At 65.0% G+C, this 25,321-nt stretch carries 6 protein-coding genes and 1 pseudogene; 6 read left to right on the plus strand and 1 reads right to left on the minus strand.

Features of this window, described 5'->3' with window-relative positions; all coding sequences use genetic code 11:
* The first annotated feature begins 240 nt into the window (after positions 1-240).
* Entirely contained in the window at positions 241-11,172 is a 10,932-nt protein-coding gene (locus tag WKW79_RS34545; RefSeq protein WP_340339756.1) for a hypothetical protein, read from the plus strand.
* 12 nt (positions 11,173-11,184) lie between these two features.
* Positions 11,185-19,329 carry a hypothetical protein gene (locus WKW79_RS34550; protein WP_340339757.1) on the plus strand — a complete coding sequence of 2,715 codons (8,145 nt, stop codon included), beginning with the start codon at positions 11,185-11,187 and terminating at the stop codon, positions 19,327-19,329.
* 133 nt (positions 19,330-19,462) lie between these two features.
* On the opposite strand, the gene WKW79_RS37140 is transcribed toward WKW79_RS34550, so the two are convergent.
* Complete coding sequence (locus tag WKW79_RS37140) at positions 19,463-19,819, minus strand: T6SS effector amidase Tae4 family protein (RefSeq protein WP_422824024.1); 357 nt, start codon at positions 19,817-19,819, stop codon at positions 19,463-19,465.
* Positions 19,820-20,001: 182 nt separating this feature from the next.
* Here WKW79_RS37140 and WKW79_RS34555 point away from each other — a divergent pair.
* The 4 genes and pseudogenes from WKW79_RS34555 to WKW79_RS34570 form a co-directional block, all read left to right on the plus strand.
* Positions 20,002-20,247, plus strand: a pseudogene (locus tag WKW79_RS34555) (transposase); the annotation flags it as partial.
* A gap of 513 nt (positions 20,248-20,760) precedes the next feature.
* On the plus strand, positions 20,761-21,693 hold the full coding sequence (locus WKW79_RS34560) for a hypothetical protein (RefSeq protein ID WP_340339758.1): 933 nt from the start codon (positions 20,761-20,763) through the stop codon (positions 21,691-21,693).
* Entirely contained in the window at positions 21,690-22,583 is an 894-nt protein-coding gene (locus WKW79_RS34565) for a hypothetical protein (protein ID WP_340339759.1), read from the plus strand. The genes WKW79_RS34560 and WKW79_RS34565 overlap by 4 nt, the downstream gene beginning before the upstream one ends.
* A gap of 61 nt (positions 22,584-22,644) precedes the next feature.
* Positions 22,645-24,864: a hypothetical protein gene (locus WKW79_RS34570; RefSeq protein ID WP_340339760.1), complete on the plus strand. Its 2,220-nt coding sequence runs from the start codon at positions 22,645-22,647 to the stop codon at positions 24,862-24,864.
* Positions 24,865-25,321: the final 457 nt, after the last annotated feature.

The raw sequence follows: 25,321 nt of genomic DNA on the forward strand, positions 1-25,321 counted from the left end.
TCGGGGACCATCGTCTTGCCGAGGTGATGCGGCACGGGCTCGGTGCGTTGGGGATGGAGGATGGGATGAAGCTGGCGATCCAGATGCGAAGAGATATGGTGCCCTCCCTTCAGGTAAACAGGGATTCTTGCACGAGTGATCGCGGATTTTCCTCATCAAATCTGAGTAGGTCGCCAAGCGCGCAGTCTGCTAGCTTGGCGGACCGCTACGCGGATTGAAAAGCAAAAAAAGGAGAGTCCCTTGAGTCAGTCCTTGACGATTCCGGGGCTCGGTGCGCCCCACGCAACCGTTGCTCTCGAAGGCACGCTAGCCGACGGCTTCTTCGAGCCAAGCGCCGCAACGGTGCAGGCCTCCCAATCGAACGCGCATCTGCGCTGCGTATTGCCGGCTGGCGTGAGGATTCCCGAGTGGGCTATCGACACCGGGCAGCAGCCGCCGGAACTTTCACCGGTAAAGGCCAAGGCCTATCTCAACGCACAAGCCGCGGCCCTTCGTCAGCGGGCCCAGGCGCAGCTCCTGGATGCGCTGCGCCGCCTCGAATCGGTGCACGTTCATTGGAGGGGCGATGACAAGTTCTTCGGCGCATCCATCGAAGCCGAAGGCGAGGCCAAGATATTCATGTCCCAATGGCTGGCGGAAGAAGCCCCTCCGGCCAACGCGCTCGTCGCCGAGTTCACCGTTCGTATCACGGGCAGTGTCGACTCAACCGTCTCTCTCATGGCTACGAGTGCGGTCACGGTCGCATTGCGGACAAACGACATTCCAAAGCTACGCTTTGGCAGCGACGACCTGAACTTCTCCTTCCCCGAGATCGAGTTCCCAACGCTCGATTTCACCAAACCATTGCGCGACCTCCTGCCCGATGGCCAAGGCATCTCGCGCCTTCTGGAAAGGCTGGGCGCGATGTCGGGCACCGGCGTTGTCGCCAAGGTCAAATGCACCGACGGGCCGGGCCAACAACTCGTCATCGATCTTTCGGGTGGCCGGCTGCAATGCGCGCTGGTCAAACCCGCACAGGGCCCTATCCGGTGGGACGACTTGCCCGCGCTGCGTACCCAGCTGGCTACCTTCGAAGTGACATTCGAGGGCACGCCGGCGGCGCAGGCATCCATCACCGGGGTGCGGCTCGCGGTGGTGAACGGCCAATTCATCCAGGAAGGGACGATCCAGGCCGGAGTCGACCTTCCGTCGGTGGCCTCGAAGCAAGGCCGCTTGGGCGCGTTCCAGTGGCAGGTCGAAGACTTGCGCACGCGGCTTGAGGGCATTGCAACCACGACCGACAGTGCGCTCGTGGCGAAGGTGAAGTTCAAGAAGCTGCGCATCTGGCTGGCCGACGATCCCGCCGCAGCGTTGGCTTTCGAAGGAGAAGTCGAGCTGACGCCATCGGGCGCACGACTGATCTCGCTCAAGCTACTCGAGCCGACGGAACTGCAGCTGCTGCAAGGCGGGGCCCAAGCGCTCGCGCGCGGAGCGCGAAGCATCGCCACCCTGGCTGCGAAGTTCGGCAACCTCGATGCTTCGGTGGTCCGCAAGCTCTTCGAGATCCTTGGGAAGTTTGCCGCGGCGGCGGCGCGCCAGGCGTTCGTCGTGGGAGAGGCAATCGTCAATGCGGCCGAGGAAGCGGGCCGCGTGATCGGGTCCATGCTCGATGCCTTGGGAGAGGCCATTAAATCTTTCCTGGAGACCCTGAGAGATCTCATTCCCGACGGGCCGGAGAAGTCGGACGTCGAGGTGCAGGTGACCTTGTCGCTGGACCCCTTCGAGATCCTGCAGATTCTCGTGCTGAAGAAGGCGTTGGCGCAGGACAAGGAGCTCGACGAAGCGGGCTTGCACCTGAAGCTTCACGGCGGATGGCAGCTGGGCCTCCTCGTCGACCTTGGTGCCAACCCCGGCGCCTACGTTGTTGCCGCCTGGCCCGGTGATGAGAACGCCACCGGGAGCGCGCCGCTCGCCTCTCTCGGAACGGACCTATGGATTGAGTCCGAGGAAACCGTGAGCCACGCACCGGATGCTGATCCCAAGACAGGTGACCGGCCGGCGACGCGGCTAATCGAAGTGAAGGCCACGCACAAAGACGCCAAGACCAAGCTCATCGCCGTGATCGCGGGCGTGTGCCGGGGTGAACCCGTCTTCCTCAAGAGGCTGAACGTTGCCGGCAAGACGGCCACCGATGGCGTCATTGTGGCCGACGGCCCGCCGAAGCTGGACGACCTGGGCAGCGCGATTGACGTCGATGTCGCCTTTGCGGTCAAGCGCATCCTGCCCCTCCTGGGCATGGGCGAGACGGGCGACACCGACACCAGCACCGAAGACGGCTTCCTCGAGAAACTGAAGAAGGGCGTCGGGCAGGTCGTCTCGGTGGAAAGCTTCGATGGCGGCAAGTTCGATCCGGAGAAGTTCGAGGTCGACAGCAAGCTCAAACTGAATGTCAAGGCTGCGGGCATCTCGAGCACGGTAGACCTCGGCGTGAAGCTGTCTCTCAGGACACTGCGCGCGTCGTTTACAGGCCCCTCGGGCCTGGCCCTCAAGTCGAAACGGATCGAAGAAGACGCGCTGGGCCTCACGTGGGTGGTGGAGCAGATCGACGAAGAGACGCGAAAGAAGAACACCGAAGTCGAGATGTTCAGGCTCTCGTTCTCAGGCGGCGAGTCCGGCTTCGAACTCAACGCGCAAGCGGCCCGGATGCAGCTGCGCTTCGGCGGGCTCTCCAAGGACGGCGAAGGCGTCGTCTTCAACGTCACCGAGTTTCGCGTCGGCCGGCGCGGCGTCGACATCACCGCGGAAGTGGACGACAAGGCCGTACGCCTGAACGGCCTCGACGTGCCGTTTCAGTTCACGTCCGGCAAGCTCGTGATGCGGGCCAGCCGCCTGGTTGAGGCTGCGGTCGCGGGCCGCGGGTCGCTGCCTCCCGCTCTCGTCGGCGAGGCCGACTGCACGCTGGCGCTGGCCTTCGCACAGGGCAGCGACGGCATTGAGCTGCAGTCGGGCAAGGTCGAGATCGACAAGAAAGGCGAGCCGATCGTCTGCCATTCGACACGCTTTACGCTGACCGTGAGTGACCTGGATGTCGGCATACAGAAAGATGGTGGCGCCTACCACTTCTACTTCCTCGTCACCGGATCACTGCGGTTCACGCCCAAGGACGGCGAATTCGAAGGCGGGCTGCTGGGCTTCCTCAAGGACATAGAGATCAACCTGGAGCGGGCGCCGCTGACGGGCGATGCGCGGGTGCTGGCCAAGCACATCTCCTTCCAGAAGGCGCTCAACCCGAAGAAGTCCTTCAACCTCTTCAATCTCTTCACGTTCGAGCTGCGTGGCTTCGGTTTCCATCCGGCGTCGCCACGTTTCGACGGCAAGCCGGCCATCAACCTGTCGGGCCAGATCAAGTTCGCCGAGATCGGCGACGTGATGCAGCCCAGCATCGATTTCCACGGCTTGTGGATCGCGCCGCCCGCCGACGGCGAGGCACTTCCGCGCATCAGCTGCGAGGGCCTCGGGCTCGACCTTCAGCTGTCGGGCTCCGTGAAGATCCGCGGCTCCGTGCTGGCCGTGGATCCGTCGACCCGCACGGTCGAGGGCAAGCAGTTCGCGCCGCCCGGCTACAACACATACGGATTTCTCGGTGAAGGCGCAGTGGACATTCCCGGCTGGGGCTCCATGCAGGCGAGCCTGGGCTTCTTGGAGGTGGAGAGGAAGACGGACGGCGAGCGCTTCAAGGCCTTCTTCATCTATCTGCAGAAGGACAAGTTGGCGGTGCAGATTCCGACCGGGTTCTGGACCTTCTATATGCGGGAGGCGGGCTTCGGCTTCGGCTTCCGTTACACGCTCGCAGGCATCCGCGACGCGGACACCGCGACGAGTCCCGCGCACCTCATCCGGATCCTGGACGATGTGTCGAAGCGACAGGGCGACCTCGCTCGCTACGCGGCGTGGAGCCCCGATACGAACCCGGAAGCCAACCGCTTCACGCTCGCACTGCGCGCAGCCATCCAGGCCTATCCGGCGGAACAGACGTACAACCAGGAGACCGAGGAGACGGCCTCCAACCCCTTCTTCTTCGACGTCATCGTCGCGCTGCGCTCCGACCTCACGCTGCTCGCTTCGATGCGGGGCTACTTGGGCGTGAACTACGCGGACTTCCGCGCCAACAAGAACAACTTCCGCGAGCGGCCGGGCCTGCGCGGCTACCTCTACATCTCAGCGCCGCGTTCCGAGCTGCTGGCTCGCATGATCGCGGACTCCAAGGGTTTCATCGGCGAGCGGTTCCCGGGGCTGCAGTCAGGTCAGATCCTGCGCCGCGCGGTGGAGTCGGTGGACTGGTCGTCCACGCTCTACATCCGCCCGGGGCTCTTCCACTACGAGATGGGCTGGCCCGACCAGCTCTCCGTGCGGCTGGTGGACACCAACAACATGAAGGTGTCGCTGCGCGGCGGCATGATCTTCCGCGCCGCGGAGGATGGGCTCCTCTGGGGCTACAACATTGAGGCCGACGCATGGCTGCGGTTCGGCGGCAGCGTGGGAAGCGACATCGGCGTGGCGGCCGAAGCGTCCATGCAGGCGCGCTTCATCGCGCGGCTGATCGCCTACCTGAGCTGGCGCTTCCAGGGCTCGCTCGTCTACGGCCTCGTCTCGCTGGATGCGACGCTCGCCTTCAGCGTGCGGGCGTGGATGAAGGTGAACCTGCGCTTTACCAGCTTCACCATCCGCATCGGTTTCTCCTTCTCCGTGCACTTCAGCGCCGCGATCGAGATGGCGATCGCCACCGACGGCGTGGGCGCACGCGCGCACGCGCGCATATCGGTGAGCGCCTTCGGCTGCTCGCTTGGCGTGTTCATTGGCTTCAGCTTCAACGATGGCGCTCTGGAGAGCGCACGAGCCCGCGTGCAACGATTCATGGCGATGTCGATCACGGCGGAGGAGCCGGCGGAGACGCCGAAGGTCGGCGCGAAGGACGCGGATCAACGGGCGGATGACGCGGCACAGCGGACGGAGAAGGTGGCTCAGGTTCCACCCGATGGTCAGGCGACGGAGCCTCAGGTCGACGAGGCGGGCAATCTTTCGATCTTCTATCCGCCGGAAGCGGGACGCGTGATTCACGCCACCGATTTCTGGATGGTGCTGCACTCCAGTGCGGAAGAAGCCTGTGCCTTGTTGGTACCCAGGGAGGCGGACGATCGAGACAAGGGCGGGTTCTACTGCGCGCCGCGCCGCTTCGCCGGACCGGACCGGCCGGCCCACACACTCTATGTGAGCGGCATCGACCCGGCCCTGCTCGCGACCATCCGCATCGTCGACGCCGAGGGCAAGGAGTGGCCCCTCGTACTCGGCGCCAACTGGATCCCCGCCAACTGGGAGGCGCCGGTGCCGATGGAGAGCGGTAGCAGCCCCGTCACCCTGGGCGACCTGGCCGACCAGTGCTTCCTCACCAACGTGGATGGTCTCGAGGATGGGCAAGGCGGGGTCCAGATCGTCTCCTGGGGTTGGCAGGAGCCCGGGAAGCTGCGCATCTCGGAGTCGAAGCACCAACGGCCTGCGGGCAGTGAGCAGGAACGCAACCTCCAACGGGATGCGATGCAGAAGGACCAGACGGTGTCTGCCGCGAATCGCCCGGCTGACGAGCGGGCGTATCAAGGCCGCAGCACGATCATGACGATGTTCCTGGATCAGTTCGTGAGCTTCGCCATGCATGGCAAGCGTCCCGACACCAGCGCCCATGTGCTCGACCTCGGGCTCGTGCTTCGAGGATCCGCCAAGACCCTCCAGGCCTTGGCGAAGGCTCTCCAGGTCGAAAAGGCCGATTCGCTGGGCGAATTGGGTGGAGTCAGTATCCTCAACCCCGCCGACACCTGGTTCGTGACGCAGGATCCCGTCTTCGGCGCGCCCCGTGGCGAAGTCGGCCCCACCGGCCCCCGGCTGGCGTGGGACCTGTCGTTGCCGTGGATGGATGATCCCCCGATGGCCGTCAGCGCCGGGCCTGAATCGAAGGGAATTGATCCGGACCACTTCCTCCTCCAGTACGAGATCGTCCGCACGGTCGAGACGCGCGAGTTCACGCCGCACGTCATGCGCGTGAAGCCTGCTTCCACCATGGGCGGCGTCGACGAGAAGAACGTGGTCAAGCTCCTCAAGCCGGACTGGCAGTTCACCGACGACCTTGCGGACCTGGGCGAGGACTGGCGCCACGCCCTGCTGCCGCCTCGCAACGAGCAGGAAGCCGTGCAGGCCGCAGGCGCATGGATGAAGCTCGGCCTGGATGCCGACGTGACGATCACCTACTCCATCACGCCCATCGATATCGCGGGGACCAAGGGCCTGCCGCGCAGCTTTGCGCTTACCGTCGACAAGCCCCGGCCCGCAGTGCGCTCCGCTCAGGCGGAATTGCGGATCGTGCAGGACGTAAAGGAATTGCCGGCCTGGCAAGGCAGGGCGGACGTGCCGCAGAACCTGCAGGTGTTCATCGGCCTGAAGGACGCCGCCTGGGCCGGCGACAAGAGGGACCTCGACATTGGGGGCGAGAAGTTCGACGTGAAGCGCGAATACCGCATCTACGTCGAGCACGAGACTGTCTTGCCCGCCGGTTCCTTCGGGTCGGACGGCCTGACCGACCGGTTGCGGGGTTTCGGGGGAGAGCGCACCGTCGCTCTGGCGATCGAGCGTGCGCTGTCGCAGCCCGGTCACCTTTCGCGCACGGCGTTCGGAACGGATCGGCTCGTGGACGTCTTGGAGCCGGGACCTAAGACCAAATTCGCCGATCACATCGTGCAATACGTCGAAGGCGATCTCGATACGCGCACTCGCCTGCCCCTTTGGACACTGCTGGGCGGCGGGAAAGTCGAAGGCGTGGAAGCCTTCTATGCGGATCTGTTGAAACAGCTCTGGGCTGCGGGCGACGATCGCCTCGCTTGCCGGTTCTGGCTGCGAACCGAGATCGCGTTCTACCGCAAAGGCGCCAAGGACGCCGAGTACCGGCTCGCATCGACCCCCGTCGAGATACCTGTGTCGCTTGCATTGCGCAAAGGCGCGAAGGGGCCAGCAACGGCAGTGGTCCAGCCCCAGGCCTTCGAGTGGCCCGTCGAACTGCGCCTGCCCCCACTGCCGCAAGGGCAGGTGCGGGTGCAGACCGGTTTCCTTCATGTGATGGCGCCCCAATCAGAGGCCACTCTCGGGCAGTGGAGCAAGGCGCACGCGAACGAAGCCCTCATCATGCTGCGCGATCCATCTAGGCGGACGCTGACCGTCCTGGAGTTCGATGCCGTACCCGTGCTGCCTGCCAACGTCCTGCATCCGCTGCACAAAACGTCTTTTGCCGGCTACGACGTGCATGCGCTTGATCTCGACGACCTTGCGCCGATCGACAGCACGCCGGGCGATCTCGGGCAGGACGCGAGGGCCTGGATGCGAGCGCGGCGGGTCGCGCACGTCAAGCTCGTATCCGATGGGTCCGCCAGCCTCACGCCCGCGACGAATGCCGACTGGCTCGGCTGGCACGCAAGCTATCCGAGCGAGACGTGGCGCACAGAGCGGCCGAAAGATGATGCTCCGAAGAACCAGGCCGTGCCGATCCGCAAGGGCTGGTATTCGGCGAGCGAATCGCTGCCCCTCTTCGCGCAGCGCCAGCCGCGGTGGCGATTGCTCCCGCACGCCGTGGACTCGTATGTGGACGAGCTGCTGTTGGGAGGACTGCCCGATACGATTATCGCGAAGTTGGCCGTGGCCGTTAACTCACCCGCGCAAAAGACGATCGGGAGTGAGATCGACCGGACGGCGATCACGGCCAGGCCGCTGTCCTCGGGAGAGGAACCCTGGTCGGGTTCGGCGAGGGACGGATTCACCATTGCCGCGCAGGGCGAGCGCTTCGTCGCCGCCCGTCTGCGGTACATGCTCCTGTGCTTGTGCAGGCCCGAAATCCATCCCGACGCCCTTCGACGGTGGCAGAACGATCCGCACGCGCTCGACGGGTTGAGCCTAATCGTCGAAGCCCGGATCGGAAATAAGACGACGGCCTCCGTCACGATCCCCCTGCAATTCGGTTCACCGATGCACGGCATCATCGAAGAAACCATCGCGGAGCTCGCGTGGGGCGAGCGAGGCACGGACAAGGCAGGTTTCCCGCTTCTGTATCGCCAGCACGCGGTGACGGTTCAGGCGCCACCCACCATCGATGCACGCGAGTTCGGGCAGTATCTCGCGGCGACAGCATCCTCGACGGATCCGTACGGGTGGGGCGTGTTGCAAGGACTCGGCCTTGCGGCCACGCTGAAGCTGTACGACGTCACGTCCGGACGTTTTGAACGCGCGTCGACGCTCGCGGACAAGTGCAACGCCGTCTTCGCCGCCGTCGTCGTTCGCTGGGTCGCGTCTTCCGGTGACAAGTGGCAAGTCGCGGGACAACCCTTCGCGGAGGTCTTGTTGCGGCCCGGCGCCAATCGCGTCCCGAGGCCGTTCGACGGCCTCGCGGAACGAGGGACCGAGGCGTACGACGTGCTCATCGACGACCGCGCTCTGTCGATGGTGCAGCTGTCGCTGCGGCCGGCGCCGATGCAGGCGTTCCAGTACATGAAGCTGGTGATTCCGCCTAGGACGGCGGAAAACTTCCTGCCGGTCACTCCCCGCGGTGCCCGGGTGCGTCAATTGGTGCTCGAAGTTCGACTGGACGTCGAGGACGTCGTGGACGTGGCCATCGCTGGACAAGCCGCGACGGCCAGGATCGACAAAGCGGGCAAGTGCAGCCTTCCAGTCGTCCTGCCAGCCGAGTACGAGCGCCGCGGGGACGATGTTGGCTTCCAGACTCGCGAGATGACGATCATCATGCGGCGCCGGAACGATCGTAAAGGCCGCGCGGACGCGATCCTTTCCTACGTGGCGACCGTTGAGGTGCCCGCGGCGCAAGGTGTCGACGTGGACACGCCACGACCGGTCGAGACGATGCAGTGCGTCATGGAGCGTCCCCAGGGCGATGAGCAGCTACAGGAGATCGCAAGGCCCGGTGAGGCCGTCTCCGAGTACGCCGTCGATCCTTTCGGCTTCTTCGACGCGCAGCCCGCCGACCTGTGGGCGAAGGAGGCTGGCGCGAAACTGGAGGCGACTGAGTCTCTGAGACATCACTTGAAGGCCGTTGCACCGGACATGCGGTTCCCGCAGGAGGAAGCGGACTGGAAGACGGTGGTGCCCCAGTACCTGGAGTGGATGCGGCGCATGCTCGACCACGCGCGCTCGCCGCAGGCCTCGAAGGCTGCGATCGCGCTTGCCCTCGCGGCGCCTTCGCGGGTCAGCCCCTGCGAGGTCGCACCGGATTCATCCGGCTGCGTGACGGTGAGCATCCCCGGCGACGACAAGCTCGCGCACGCCAAGGCCTACGCGGTGCGGCCCATTTCGCGCTACGCCCATGTACTCGCCGGTGCAGGCGTGCATCCGCTAGAAGAGACGGAGCAATTGCTGGATGCGCCCGCGCAGGCTGTCCCGGCCGACGGCGTCGGTTACGCGGTGGCAGTGGTGCCCCGGACCGAGCGAGTGGAGCAGCCGGTGATCCTTGGCAGCAGCATCGTCGAAGGACACTGGGAGCTGGTGCTCGGCCGGCACGCCGAGGAGTCGATGGCGCACTCGAACCGTCCGCTGTTCGCGCGCCTCGGTAAGCCGTCGATGCTCGTGAGCCAGATGCGCACCTATCGCACGCCGCAGTGGCCGGAGCGGTTGCGCCAGCGCTTCAGCCCGATCGGCGAATGGAACTTGTACCCGGAGCGAATCGCCGGCGAGCCCGCGCAGCGGCCCGATTGGGAAGAGCCGGATGCCGCGCCTTCGCGTCAATCGCTGCGGCGCCTTTCGCAGCGCCGCCTCGCGGACCTGGCGGTGGAGTATCCGGGACTGTGGAAGGGCGCCGAAGTTCTCGCGTTCACCTCGCCGCCGCCGCAATACCGCATGGCGGCTCTGGCTGTTGCGCGCGGTGGCATCGTGCTGTCGAACATCAGTACGGCCGTGCAGGACGACTTCCCGCGTGAGCCGATCGCCAACGACCGGCACGAAGTGCCGGATCCGCTGCGTCCCGTGCTTCGGGTCACACGAGTGGGCGACGAGCCGTCGACACTGGAGGTGAACCATCGCCTCGTTTCGCACCACGACCTCACGCCCGAGGCCGCGCGGACATGGGAAACCGGCGGCAAAGACGACATTGCATGGTGGCCCGATCCGGACGTCGTCTACAACGTCGTCCATCGCGCGAAGTCCGGCAAGGCGGTGGTCGACGAGGAAGTGGCGGAGACGAGGCTCGTCGCCCAGATGCCCGGCGATCCTGCGGCGGATGCCGGGCCGGTGGTGATGCGAGTTAGGGGCGGCCGCTGGCTCGTTGTAGGTGGCGACAAACCGAATGAAATCCGGAGAGCGGATGACGACGCGCTGGGCCGGGCGCAGTTCGATGTCACGCTGCGCTATGCCGTCGATCCGGCCGGGCCTTCGGCGGGCGCGGATACGCAGCAGTTGACGCAAGCCGATACGAATCACAAATCGTTCAAGAGGTTCGCTCAGGTTTGCCGTCCGTTCGCGCTTTGCATCGTGCATCACGCGCGCAGCTACCAGCTAGCGCGTCTCAATGCCGAAGCCGATGAAGCCTACTTGCTGCGCGTCCAGGAACTCGCAAGCCGGCTGCGCGAGCAAATCAAGGTCGTCGACGAAGCCGCGAAGACCTATCCCGGCTCGGCACAACTGGAGCCGGGCGCCTCGCTCGCGCAGGAAATGGCGAAGCTCACCGATGCGCTGGACCAGTGGTTCGCCGCGCACGGGGGCGCTGCGGATGCCGCTCAGCAACTCGAAAAGGCGCTGGATCCGGGCGGGGCGTTGCAGCCGTACACGACAGCGATGTCCGTCCCGTATCCCGTGGCGGGCTACGCGCCGGGCAAGGGCATGGCACTCGACCTGGAAGCCGGAGGGGAGGGCGTCCTGATCCTGAACGATGTGCCGACCGATGCCGAATCCGAGGCCGTGCAAGCGGTGTCCCACCCGCTCGCGAAGAAGGACTCGCGCTTCTGGCAGCTCGCTGTGCGGCGCATGAAGGCCGGAGCGGACGTGCTGTTGTTGCGTGTGGTGGATGGGCGGGGCGTGGGTCCCGGCTCGGGCGCCGAGCCTTCGATCGGTTGGGCCGCGATCGAATGGCCGGCATTTGTGACCACGATGGTGAGCTGAAAGGGAGCAGACATGGCATACGAAGCACTACGATACGTCGCACTCTGCGGACCGCAATGGCCCGATGGCACTCCACTGTGGGAAGTCCAGGTGTCCGCGCCCAAGCTCAAGAAGCTGGCCGGCGAAGCGGACCGGGTCGCGGCTGCGAACCAGCTGGAAGACCGCATCTTCCCGCTGCGCACGCTGCAGACTGACCCGCTCACGAATCACGGCAGCCCCGACGAGCTGTTCCGCAGGCCACATGTGGTGTCCATGCATGTGCTGGCCGGGCATGGGAAGGTGGCTTACGAGCCGGGGTTCGGGCGGCTCCACGGCAAGTACCACGACCCCTTCTTCGTGGGCCGCGGCTACCCAAGGAACTTCGAAAAGTATCGCGGCGATACGCCCCACGACCCGCCGCTCTATCTCTGGCTCGAGGCCGCCTCGGAATCGCTGAGGCTCGCGGGACCCGGCTCGCAGGGCCAGCAGCGAGTGCGCAAATTGTTCTCGCAATTGCGCTGGAGAGGCAATGGGTCCCCGGACAAGGACATGCCGCCCTACTGGTACACGTTGCGCGTGCCGCCGGGCGACACCCCGCCCTCGCAGGGCATGGGCCAGCGCGTAGACGCGCAGTTCCAGCACGTCATTGCCGAGCCGGTGCTCGCTGCGGGAGAGGCGTGGCCGCAAAAGGATGATGAAGCGATCAAGTTGCCGCCCTTCGGTCTTCTTGCGGGCGCGGTGTCGCTCGCGGTCGCGCACGGCGCATTGCCATGGCTCGGTGACCTCGAGCCCAAGGCGCCGCCGCCCGCGCGACCCTTGCAGATCACGAGGTACCCCGTGCGCCTCGTGCCCGACGGCATCGAGCTGCGCACTTCGGTGAATTTCCTGGGTCGAGGCGAGCTCGAAGGCTGGTTTCACATCGGCATCGACAACGATGCGCTGGTGCTCACGCTGCTGGTCGGACGCACCGCCGAAGCGGACTTGCTGGAGCCTTGGCGCGAGGCATGGGCCGATGCCATGCCCGTGTCCGGTACGGAAGAGAGCCTGCAGGGCTTCCGTGTCGCTGCCGATGTGGCATCGGTGCCCGCCTTCAGATGGCGCATCCCGGCGCTCGCGGGCGCACTTCCCGATTCGACCGACTACGCCCAAGGCAACAACACGACGCCGGGCCCGAAGATCAAGGCGAACTTCGCGAAGGTGCCGGTCGAAGTGCCTGCCCGCTCCGTGCGAGTCGACCTGCTCAGTCCTGCGACAACTGGCAGTGTCGATGGCGTCGTGAACGTCGGCGGCGGTTACTTCCGGCTCGGCACGCGGGACGCGATGAAAGCCGCGATGTTCCGCGATGGCGCTGTGGACCCGCAGTTCGCCCAATGGGCGGTGGCCAACGCGGCTGACTCGCTCATCCTGGCCTGGAGCAGCCCTGAACCGGCCAAGGCGGCCGTGTCGCAGTGGGACATCGAAGCGACGGGCGACAAAGCGAACGTTGCGCTGTCGCTGCCCCTGGGCCGCTACGACTGCGCGCACAACGCGCAGCGGCTCGCATCGGAACTGCGCGGCGCGTATGGCTTGGCAGACCCCATCCTGCGGGAGGACGGCGAGTTGCCAGACAAGGAGCGCATGCTGCCGGCGTTCGTTCCGCTGCGCGATGGCTGGCTGCAGGTGCAGGTGCCCAATCTGCCTCCCTACGACCCGACGAAGGACGCAGCGGACCTCAGCCTGCTCGCGGCGCCGCAGGAAAACATCCTTAGCGGCTTCCTGCGCTTCGGTCACGCGGGCCAGCTGCCGCCGATCTATTCCGCCTTTGAAGCACTGCCCGAGCGAATGGTGAGCGAAGCGCCGTGGCAAATCACCGTCGAGGGCGCGCAGCGGCTGCGAGTAGCCGTCGAGATCGGTGTTCGCACGGTCGTCGGTGAGGATGGCGTGCAGCACACGACAGCGGTGATGCCCCAGAACGGCAAGGCCTTGGCGGACAACCCCGAGCTGTCCATGCGCGGGCTGCTCTGGTTCTCCTCGGACCGACCGGATGCGCTCGAAGCCATCCCGCGCATGGGCGCGGGTCCGGGCGCATTCATCGACGTGCCGCTCGATCGCCGCGACAAGGAGGCGAGGGACCCGAACGAGAGCTACGTCGAAATCGGCGTCAAGCGCCTCGCGTTGAGCGTGGAACCGGGCAAGGTCGCGCGAAAGGAACTGGCGCTGTCGATGGCTTTGAACAAGCCGACGGACGCTCCGGTCGTGCGGTGGCAGCGCCACCTCTACATGCCGCTGGCCGCGCTCATGCCGCTCACCCGTTCCGCGCGATCCGCAGTGCGCCCCCTGGAGAGCCGCGACCTCGTGCCGTTCATTGCCACAGGGCCCGCGAACGGCGCGCTCAAGCCGCTGGCTGACCTGCTCTGGAACGCAGGCGAGTCTCTGCCGCACATGGGGCCGGGCTGGACGTACGCGCTCTCCAAGGACGTGAACAGTACATCGCCCGAACCTGCGGACGAGTCGCAGCGCTGCCGGCTTGCATGGGCCGCGTTCGGCGTGCCGGGCTATGAAGTCGTCCCGCTAGCAGGCGGCGACGAGAAGTGGGCCATCATCGCGGCGCCGCGGTTCGACCTGCCGGTGAATGACGAGGCCTTCGCGACGGCAACTCTTCCCGCGAGTATGCAGTCACCGGAGGACCAGGCAGAGCAACTCGCGCAGCCTGCCGTCACGGCTCTGGACTGGGAGGCCCTGGCGACGTTCTGGGGTGAGCAGCAAAGGCTCCTGCAGCTCTCGCGCGTGGCGCACAGCTACCTTTCGGGTTTCAAGGATGAGGGCGAGATCGACTCCGCCGTCGTGAATTCGCTCGTGGGCCACCTCAAATGGGATCTGAGCGCGCTCGGCTTCACCGCGCCGGCCGCGGCGTCGCGGCTTCCCTACGGGACGATGTCCATTGGCGGCGAAACGTGGAGCGGCAATCGCGCCCTCATGGGCTTCAGTGGGCGCTTCAGCGTGAAGGCCGACGGCTCGCTCAAGCCCGAGCAGGAGGCCGCGGAGGAACACATGGAGGTCCTCGGCTATAGCCCCGGCTCGTTCCTTGAGGGTCACTTCCTTCACGATGCGCGCCGGGTCGGCGCGTCGCCGCAGTTGTCGCTGGATGGGGGCCGGTCGCGGTGGCGGGCGATTTCATCGCATGCAGCCGGCTCCAAAATCCGCGGTCTATTCAGCGTGCGCGCTCCGGTTCTCGTCGCCGCGGGCGAAGCATCCCTCGCACTCTGGTTCAAGGACTTGCCGCTCGACGCAGACGGCAACTACATCGCTGAAGCGGGCAGCATCAGCGCCGCGGCCTGGCAGGATAGCCAGCTCGAGATGCGTGGTGTGGAGTGGCGCCTCATGGCCACGGGCGACGACAACGGCTTCGAGATGGGCGACGACACTTTTGGCTTCTTCGGCCTGCGCATGCGGCCCCTGAGGCTGGATGCGCTGGTTGTCGAGATGATTGGCGGTAAGCCCGCGACCACGGTACCGCTCTCAGCAACGCTGCTGGCCGAGTTGTTCCTCGGACCCCGCAAGGAGGATGTGAATGACGGCGGCAACCTCGTCGAGGTGAAGCTGGTGCGGCAAGGCCAGGAGCTCGTCATAGACGACATCGCGCTGTCCGGCGGCAGCAGCCTCAACTTCCCGATATGGCTGTCGGGCGGCAATGCCGATGAGGCCGAGAGGGAATCCGGTTTTGCTGCGAGGGAAGCCGGTCTCGAATTGACGGTAGCCCAGGTCGGGTGGGACAAGACCAAGCGCGAACTTACGCTTTCCGCTGTGGCGCTCGGGTTCACCTTCGTGGGTTCACGTGTCCTGCTCACGGGTGTGACGCCCAGCCGCGATGGCGCGGCAATGCTCTTCGACTGGGCGAATCTGAATCCGGCCACCGGATGGCTCGCCGTGCAACAAGGCCGCTTGCGAGTAGGCAACATGCCGGAGTTCCGGTTTGCCCACGCCGTGCACATTGCCCCCGGTGAGGCACGGCAGGGGCAGGGGCCGGCGCCGGCGCCAGTATCGGTAAAAACGGTGGAGCAATGGGGCATGGACACGTCGTCCGGCACCAACTGGCCCGCGGAGCTGCAACCGGGTTGCAAGGCGAGCGTGCTCGGCACGACCGCCCCCGCGAAATTCCGTGCCGGCCCTCGCGCTTTCGCGGTGACCAGCCAGTCAGGCCCCGAAAGGCTCAGGGCGCTGCTGCCGGGCTTTCCCGACGGCGGATCTTTCGAACTCGGGCTCGTGGCCGCCATCGCTCCCTTCATGAATGAACGGGCCGCGGTCGCGAGCGGCAGCCTTTCGGGCAGCGTCGTGTGGCATGAAGGCGAGAACGTCGGACACACCCTTCATCTCGGGTCGATCCGTTTCGAAGCAGGCAACGGATTGCGCGGCGAGGGAGCGGAAGAGGGCTGGCAGGGCCGGCTCATCCTGAACGGCGACGTGACTGGAACCAGTGCGATCGCGTGGCCCGGTGTCGACCTAAACACCGGGAGCGACATCCCGATGCCGCCGGTGGCAAGCACCATCACGCCGGTGCAGTTCGACCACTCCATTTGGCACCGCCATGAAGTGACCTGGCTGCTGCGCGGCCATGAGATGTCCTTTGGCACCGCGGCGGACCTGGGGGAGCGAACCGAAGCGGTGTGGAGCGTGTCGGCACTGGCCCGGCACACCATCTTTGGCACGCCGGCGCGAGGCGGGAAGCCTGTCGAGATGCTTTCTTTCTCTTCGGTGGATACGCTCGTGCTCGCGCCGATGCGCGTGTTCGCACCGCCGTGGCCGCGCGGCGGCCCCGCCGCGGATCTACAGGCATCCAGCACCTTCGCGGCCCGGTATATGACGGGCGACTCGGGCGCGCACGATCCCGGCATGGCTTGGCCAGGACGCGGCGGACTTGGCACCGTCCTGCAGGGATTCAGTGGCGCCTTGTTCCGCGAAGCGTTTTATGGGAGCGACGGACACAACGACGGGAAAGACCTCGTCTTCGCGGGTGGCTTCGCGGGTCTGGTCACGGTTCCCGGCGACGACGCTGCACCGCTCCTGCGCCTGCCTGCGCTCGTGGCGCTTGAAGGGTCACTGCGCGTGACGGGTACTGAACCGCCGATCCGCCAGAACGCCAGCGCTCTGGTCAAGGTCGCCTGGGCCGATGGAGTAGCAGCGCAGGAAGTGGTGGCGCCATGGCGCAACGCGATGGCACCAGTGACGGCGGCGCAGCTGGACGTGCTGCAGGCCATCGATGCAGGTACGCGCAGGTCTCCTGCGACCGACCCGCGGCCGGAGCGGCTCTTCAATGCCATCCTGGTGGAGCAGTGCTTTCCGGTAGACCTGGACGGCAAAGGGAAGCTCCAAGGCACGCCGTACTTCATCGCGGCGAGCGTCTCGATCGCGCGTGCCATCCAGCACGCCCGCGCGAGACGTGCAGAAAGGGCGGCTGTGTCTGAGCTAGCCTCGCTGTCGGTGCTCTCGCGCGTGTCGCTCACGGGCAGCCCCGGAAAAGCCTATCGGCAGGGCGCGGCGGCCGTCCTGCGAACGTCGCATGGCCAGACGTCCAGCAGTCCGCTGCCGCCGCATCCTGCGGGCCTGCTGATGATCGTCGGCGATGACCTCACGCACGCCGCTTGGCTCACGCGCAGTCTGGACGATACGGAAGGCGCGGATGGCCGTGTCGCGGCAATCGCATCGGAGTTGCACAAACGGCCGCGCTTCGCGCTGGTCCGCGACGGGTCGGGCAAGCACACAGCCATTCGACTGCCTCAGCGGCAACTGAGCCCGCGCGAGCGCCGCCTTCCGGTACTGCGTCATGCGGACGTGGCACGCGGCTACATGCTGTCGCCCGACACGAGCATGCTCATGGCCGGCGCTGAGGAAGGGTGGACCGGCGCCGTGAGAGACCCGGTGAGCGGCATCGCTGGGATGGGCCGTATGGCCGCGTGGCCTGCACAGGCCCAGCGCAGGACAGGCGGCGGGCACGCCGTGTGGCTCACGCAGCAACGAGTGCCGGTCTACCTGCCGCTGCAATCCAGGGCAGTGTCCACGCCGATCGGCTGGCTCGATCCAGGCAGCGCGCGAACGCGGGTCCCGGTGGGATCGGAAGTCAACAGCGCCCTGGCTCGCGCCGTGGGGCCCGCGAAGAAGCCGGTTGAAGACGCTCTGGAAAAGCCGGAAGGCGCCGCGTTGTGGCAAGGCGTCGTTCCCGAGCAGGCAACTACCACGTCGATCTCGGACCGGGCCGGCGTGCTCATCGCGCGACGGCTGCGTCTGGAGATCGCCGCTACCAACAAGGACGACAAAGCCTATGTTTTTGACACCGCATTCCCGCGCTTCGGCGAACCTGCGCAGTCGAGTTCCTCACACGCGCGCACGGAGCGCACGCCCCGGCCGGGGATATTGCCGGAGAACCGCGACGACAAGGAACCAGCGGTGCACCGCAGGCCCTGCGTATCGCCGCTGCAGCCGGGCGTCAACAATCGGGCGGTACTGGGTTCAGCCGACTTGGTGCGCGGAAAAACGGAGTGGGCCGTCGTGGACACCGACGACTACAAAGGCGATGCGTCATGGACCATGAACTTTGTCGCGTGCCCACGCAGTTGCGGCGTGATTTCGGATCCCTGGGACGGCACACTCGATTTCGCGGTGGAAGTCGACGTGCTGGAGCTGGGCGACCAGGCGGACCTCGCTTTGTACCTGCTCGGCTTCGTCCTGGGTGCGGACTTCGCGAACGGGCAGGTGCTGGCCACCGCATCGATGATCGTGAACGGCACGGAGTTTCCGTTCTTGAGCCTGCATGTCCGCGAATTCGAATCGGGACCGGTTCCGCCGGTCGGCACCGAGAAGCCCCGCAGCGGCCAAGTTGCCCTGGTGCTGGACATGCGCGACCCGACCGATGCGACGGAAGGGCCGGCGCCTGCGACGAACGTGCTCGCCGCCATCCGCAATGCCGGCCCGGGGCCTGCGACGGTCGAAGTGCAATTCACGCTTCATCCTCGGGTTCGGGCGCATCTGCCCAAGGAAAAGCCGCAATCGAAGTACGCGCTAGGTGTGGAACAGTCCATCCCGCATGGCAAGGACCGCGCGCCTGTCACATTGCGCATGCCGCTCTTCCCCGTGACGCGCGAGCGCGGCGCGATGCCGCTAGAGCCGGCCACTGTCCTCTTCATGGACCCTGCATACGATGCCGGCCTCGCTTCGCAACCCGTGGAGGATGCGCTGCGCATCGCATTGCCACCTGAACCGCCACCGCCTGCGCCACCGCACCCGGCGCTCCCGGCGGGACGGGGCGACATGATGTTCGTGTTGTCGGCGGACAGGGGCCGCGTGAACCGGCGCGCCACCGTCACTTTCATGGCGGACCTGCGGTACGAAAAGCGTTTGCCGACAACCGTGGCGCAGTTGCTGCCACCCGGGGCTGGGGACATCAAGTTCGAGAAGCAAAGCGACCCGCTCAAAGCTCCGCTGGTCCTGGACATCCACGTGCAGCCGCGCGCCGGAGAGCGGCGAGAGCTGTATCTCGCGCCGCGAACGCAGGGAGCGAAGCCATCCAAGACTCGGGTAACGCTAGCAGAGGTGTATGAACTCGCTCTGGCGACGCTGGTGGAAGTGGATGGCAGCACGGCGCAGCTGGCCGCCGGAGATGTGCTGGAGTTGGCTGCGCGCAAGGCAGCGGGCGAAGGGGATGGCGTCGCGGAAGGAGCCGACGCGGTCATGGAGGTCGAAGTCCTGGACGCCTCGAAAATCGGAAAAAGCGGGATGTGGGAGACGGTCAAATTTGATCTCCGAAACCAGAACTTGACCTTGCGCCTGACGCTGACCGACGAACCCGTCGTCGAGCCACCTCCGGCCCTCTACGCCGCCCTGCTGCGCACCACGGATCCGCTGACGCCGGATGGAACAGCCTTGTCGCTTCCGCTCTACGCGCAGTCGCCGCTGCCGTGGCGCGTCGACGTGCCGAACGCGCGGGCCGACTTCCGTGCAGGGCTCATACACAGGACAGCGACTTTCGTGTGGTCGTTGTTGCGGCCCGCGGACGAAAGGGGCCGGCTCGGCGCGTTCGTGGTCAAGTGCGACCGCAACGGGCAGACCTATCTGCCGGAAGAAGATACCGTTGACTCCGACTTCCGCCCGTTCAACCAACTCTCCCATCACAAGCGTGCTCCAGGGAGTGACACCACAAGCGGATAGCGGAGACTCCCCGACTCATCAATTGAATGCGTCTTCTTTAACTTGAGGGGACCCGGTTCCAAGACCTTTGCAGCGTGTGACTCCAGTGGATTAGCTTTGCAAGTTGCCGATGCGCCGTTCTCTGCTCTACGGCTCAACTCAGCTTCCAGAACCAGATTGGATCTGCGTCCCAATAGGCCGATCGGACCGGTGCACTTCCGTCCCATAGGTCAATGTGTCCTTGCCCTGGGAAACTTGGAATATTGATGTACGCGACTATCCCCGTCTCCCCGCTAAGACGAGCAGGCGCTGAACCAGGATTGGAGAATCCAGCGTCAAATTTGCCAAACACATCGGCCCGGCGCAACACGACGGCCACATCCTCGGCTCCGCGCATGAAATCGTGCGGGCATAGGTTCAGACCGCTCGCAGCAAACTTTTGCATGATGCCTGGGACTGTCTTTTCCAAGGCTTCGCTCATTCGTATTGCGCACGTGTTGGGGAACTGCATGGTGCATGTGTGAATGCTGGCCGGGTCCGTCGAATAGACCGCCTTGATGTCTGCAAACCTTGGGCGCGAGAGTGTCGCTCCAAGAGTCAAGTCCCGCAGCGCCAAGGTAAGAGCTTTGACCTTGCCCCCGAAAAACGTACTCCATAGCTGATGGTCAAATTCAGTGATTGGAGAGAAGAGATATGAGCAAGAGAAAAGACGGCCAGCCACGTGGCATGTACACGCTGGTATTTAAGCTGGAGGCGATGCGACTGGTCAAAGGTGGGCAGGCGGCGTCGGTGACGGCCAAGGTGCTGGGCATGCCCAAGCAGACGCTGGATAACTGGGTTCGGCTCAGCGAGAAGGGCCAGCTCAAGGGCGCTGGCGACATGCCTGTGTCGCCTGAACAGATGGAACTGGCGCGGCTGCGTGCGGAGAACGCGCGACTGCCACGTTCACCCAACCGGCGTTTTCTCCACAATGCGATGGAGCAGTGGAGCTGGCGACTGACCCAGACGCACTGACGAGCTTGTAAGCGTGCGGACGGCCAAGTAGCATGTAATGCCGCAATGCGCTGTTGGAGGGTTTGATGGTCATGCATTCGCCTCCCGCCAAGAAGGCCGTCGCCCCTGCATGGAAGGACTTCGTACAGCGCCGCCAGGGCTGCTGCCTCAGCGAACCGCTACGAGAGGGTCCTACGCTACACGCACGGCATCGGCAAGTACACGCCCGCCGCGCGGATCAAGCTCGAATGGGAGCGCGAACTCTTCGGCAAAACCCTGGGCAGGTGCAGCCGTTGGCTAGCCGACCGGTGGGTCGTGGTGTATCCAGCCGGGCCCAGCCCAATGTCTATGCGACCACGTGGCACTACCTCATCGTCGGCGGCCAAACAAATCTGACTTATTGGGGCGCGTGCGATGCGAGACGCGCGTAAGACGATTGACGCCTTTGTCAGCCTTCTCGTGAGCGAGCCTCTCGGCCAGATCGTGGCCTGCAATATTGTGCGCTGCGGGAGATCGCGGCTCGTGGACCGGAGGCTCATCCACGCCGCGCTGTGCACAGCCCTCGAGCAGTTCGAGCGCGATCGGCCCGCGCATTGCACGGGGCTGATCGGCCTCCTCATGAACGAGTGGCAAACCCACTACTTCCATGGACCTGCCGCCGTCGTTACCGCCAAGAGCCCGGGTCGGGTACTCTTGCATAACATCATCCGTTATGAATACTTCCTAGGCATGCTCACGAACGATGTTGTGGCAGCCGAGAACTTACTAAGCCCGGACCCCTGCGGCACGGCAGATGGGAGCCTGAAGATGCGCGCGCTGTGCAGCCTCAGTGGACGGAGCGATGTGCTGCGTCCGGACGGAGAGTTTGGTCGCGCGACTCTGTGGCTGACCCCTGACGACCTCGCACAGGATGCGGACCAGGTCCGGGACCTACTGGGCCTAGTGCACCACGGCCCAGGCCTGGCGCTGATGTGCGTGGACATTCCGGCTTCGGCGATGGGCGCCACCGAATCCTTCCGCCCCACATTCGCTGCTGCGGGCTCGCATCGACGTTTCCGCCAGCGCCCGGATCGCCGCACGCCGCGCGGGTTCGGACGCGCGGTGGACCTAGCTAAGCATTGCCAGCAGCCGATCGATCGCCCTGTCGATGGCGGTGTCGAGATCATTGCGAAGCCGCAGCGGTTGCATGGGTTGGGGGCCACTTGGACCTGCCTGGGGTGCACCATCCGGAGCGGCGAGCCGGAGACACAAGATGTCGGCTCGCGGGAGTACGACGAGCGCTTCGTTAGGCGCCTCTGGCACGAGCGCGACATGGGCAAGCTGCGCCGCCAGCTCGCCAACCTGTGCAAGCCACCCAGGGCCGCGAAAGCGGGAGGAGCACCTGACGGATGAGCATGATTGTCATCAACCGCTCGCACGTTGCCGAGGTCGCGGGGTGGTCGCCGGAGGAGTTCGGCCAATGGCTCGCCGTCGAGACGGCTGCAGCGCTCGACCCTGGTGCCTTGCCTTATCCCTTCAAGCCTCTGCACTACCTCTTCGTCCCGTCGATGCCCGAGTGGGACGTGTTGCATCAGGTCGCCAACGCGCTGGATCCGAGGGCGCGCAGGAACTTCCGGGTAGGTCTTGGATTGGCGATTGACAGCCTGGAGGCGACAGAAGAGGGCTATCGCGTGTTCGAGGTCTTGGTTAGGCTCGCGAATGCAGTGAACTGCACCGAAGCCTGCGGCGCCATCGTGCAGCAGGTGGGCTTCGAACGCTTCGGCTCGACCTCCAATCCGCGTGCGCCCGATTCTTTCGCGTGGGCACTGGCGGCGCTCGCCGGCATGAAGTCGAGCAGTGAGGTGCATCGCGCGCTCGTAGACCTGAGCGGCTCGCACTGGTTCAAGGACGCCTACGCGCCGACCATGCTCGTCGCGTTAGCTCGGCATGATCCGCAACTGGAGCCACATCTCGCGCGCCTGCGCGAGCGGTTTCGCAGGCTGGACCCCGCGTCTCCGCGTATGGACCGGCTCTACGAGGAACTGATCGCGGTCTTGCCGCTGACGGTCTTTGCCGAACAGTGGAAGGCGCTTGCATCCACGGACAACCAATGGTTGTTTCGGGGACTGCTGGAGAAACTGCAGCTGGACGGTGAGTACGAGATCGTCCGCGCGGACGGCGCGCGCGAGTCGCTGCCGATTTCCGAGGACGACGAGGTCGCGGAGATCCGTCTGCTGACCGCGATCTCTGACGAGAAGCGGATGAGTGACGCGGATCCCGAACTAGTGGAGCTCTTGGCATGAGACGTCGTCCGGCTGGTCTGAAGGCGTTTGGCATGGCTCCCCGCAGGGCGGAGATTGCCCAATGAGCCACGCAGCCCAGGCGCGCGCGGGCGAGAGCCAGGCGACCTTGTCGGGTGCCGCGGCCTTACGCCTGTTAGTACGTCACGCGAGCGCGGACGCGCAGCTGCGCCGCGATGGATGTGAAATCCTCTATGCCGTCGACACTAGTGTGCTTCAGCTCTTCATCGCGCCGGACAAGCACAAGCCGAGCCTGTTCTTCATCGGTCAAGAGCCTAAGCTCGCGGCTTTCATGAGTGCGCTATCGCACTTCATCTTCTACACCTTGCAGGATCAGCCGTTGCTAGTCATCCCGCCGCACGACGCCGAGATGGTCGAGGTGGTCCAGGCGATCGCTGGCAAAGCGGACCAGCATGCATTGACCGAATTGCCTGCGGCGCTCGCCGCGGTCGCGCACATCGATCAGCCGGCCGAGGACGTAATGAAGGTGCTGCTCGAGCAGGCACCGACCATCGTGAGCACGCTATTCAACATCGCAGCGCCGGGACCTATGCGCGAGATCGAGCGCTACCGTGCTCTGCTGCGCTCCAAGCGCCTGAGAAACGTTCTCCGCGACGACAGCCTGCCGCAACCCGAGCGCGGCGACTGGGCGCGCATCGAAAGCCGCGAGGCGGACTTTTACTTTGCGCTGCGGGATGCCAAGCGCGTGAGCTCGCGATCGCGAGTGATGCGTGATGCGCGCGTAATGGCTTACCTGGAATGGCTAAATGACCGGATCGCACCGACGCGTGTGGTCCACCTCATCGCCTTCGATGAGGCGCTCTCGCTGATCGCCGACCGCGAGGAGGCCCACGGAAACAGCCGGCATTTCGTTCGTGATCCGCGTTACTTCCTCTCGACCAAACGGCTGCTCGAGAGCATCCCCGCCGGGGACCTCGCGGGATGGATTGATGAAGTCCTCCTCGCGTTGTGTCCAACCGAGCGGGTATACCTGGATTGGTTGGTTGAGCGTGCGCGAATCCCGGAGGATACTGTTGCCCCAGCCGAAGAACGCTCGGCACAACCGCTCGTGGAGTTGAGCCAGCGCTTGGGACGCTATGCTGAGGAGGTCAGCCTGAAATACGGCCTCCTCGATAGCAACATCGTCGAGGGCATCCACAGTCGCAAGCCGAACAACGAGCATATCCTTAGCTATATCCGCTCGAACCACCAGCAGCTCGACGAAATCCTCAAGCGGAGGATCGCCGAGACGATCGGAGACATCGACCGTCTCTCGGTGATGGCGGGCTTTTACCTGATCGCCGACGGCGACGGCGATTTCTCGAAGGTGCTCGAAGAGATCGCGGGGGACATCCACCTTTCGGGCGTCGCGCGCGCGCCGGCATGGTTTCGCTTCAACGACATTAGCGACTGGACGCAGAAACTCTATTCGGCTCTATCCTCTCGATCGGGAAAGTTGCGGCGGGTGGCGGCCGCGTTCGATTGGCCTGGCTCCAATTTGTCGAAGCAGTACGAACTTCGCATTGTGCAAGCCTACGTGCTGTCGCTGCGCAACCACTGGGACGCCGCCCAGACGCTGTGCCGGCGTGCCATGGGGATCGCCGATGCGCAGAACGACAAAATCCTCGGTCATGAGGCGGCATACTTCCGGTCGATCTGCTTGCGGCATCTTGCGCGCACTCCGGGGGATGTCAAGCGTGCGCAGATCGAACTTGCGGATGCCGAGCGGCGCTGGGAGAAGGGCCATCCCGGCGTCATGGATCCGCGCTTCGCCGCCGAGCGACTGGTGCAACGCTTCGTTGTATGGGAACTGAGCAGCGCGCACGCTTTGTCCGGCGCGCAGGGCGGAGCGGACGCGGATCTCAAAGAATTGCAGGCCATCATGGGCGAAATGTGGGGCCTGTGGCCTCACGTCTGGGATGAAGCCGAGCCGGGCGTGCGGCAGTCGCTGGCGATCCAGCTCTTCACAAACATTGCTGAGGGAACGGCTATTGAGCAGCTGGTCTTGAAAAGATCGACAACCGTGCCGCTGGAGGATGTGGTTAATCAACTCGAACGAATACGAAAGAGCTTCTCATTGACGCGCAATGACGTGCCCATATTCGTGCGGATCATGATCGGACTGGTCGAATGGATGCATGTGTCACACGATGTGCTGCGCCGCTCGGTAGTCCGTGACGACGTGCACAAAGCCATCGAGGACTATGCGCGGCATAGCCTCGGCGGCTACGAAGATGGGCTCATGAAGTCCTTTGTGCGCGCGATCCAGGCTCCAAGGGAATGACGTCAACCCATCTGCGAATCCCTGCTCGGTCTCAACTGGGCGTTCGATGAATTCTTTGTTGGACACCATCGTCATGGCACAACCCGACAGTTCAAGACGGGATCACCGCGTGCTTACGGCTCGACCACAGTCAACTGGCTGCTCTACCCACGGGACGAGTTCCTGACGCAGTCGGCTAGTCGGGTGCTCGCGTGCAAGACCTTGACAAGCTGCTGGGCGTGGTGAGTCCGCAGGAACGAGTATTCGCCATGGGGTCATCTAGAAGGCGCGCTAGCAGAGCTCATTGGGCGGCTAGGAGCCCGCGCGGCAGAACGTTGAGATGACGTCGATGGCGCGCGATTCATGTGTATGCGTCCGGCGAACCCATCTTGAATTCGCCGTAGGAGCAAAGGATGCTCGTATCCACTAACTCATGGTGGATACGTGCACACTATCTCTCCCCAAGCTTCCGGTGATC

The organism is Variovorax robiniae (genome assembly GCF_037889955.1).
GTDB lineage: Bacteria > Pseudomonadota > Gammaproteobacteria > Burkholderiales > Burkholderiaceae_C > Variovorax > Variovorax robiniae.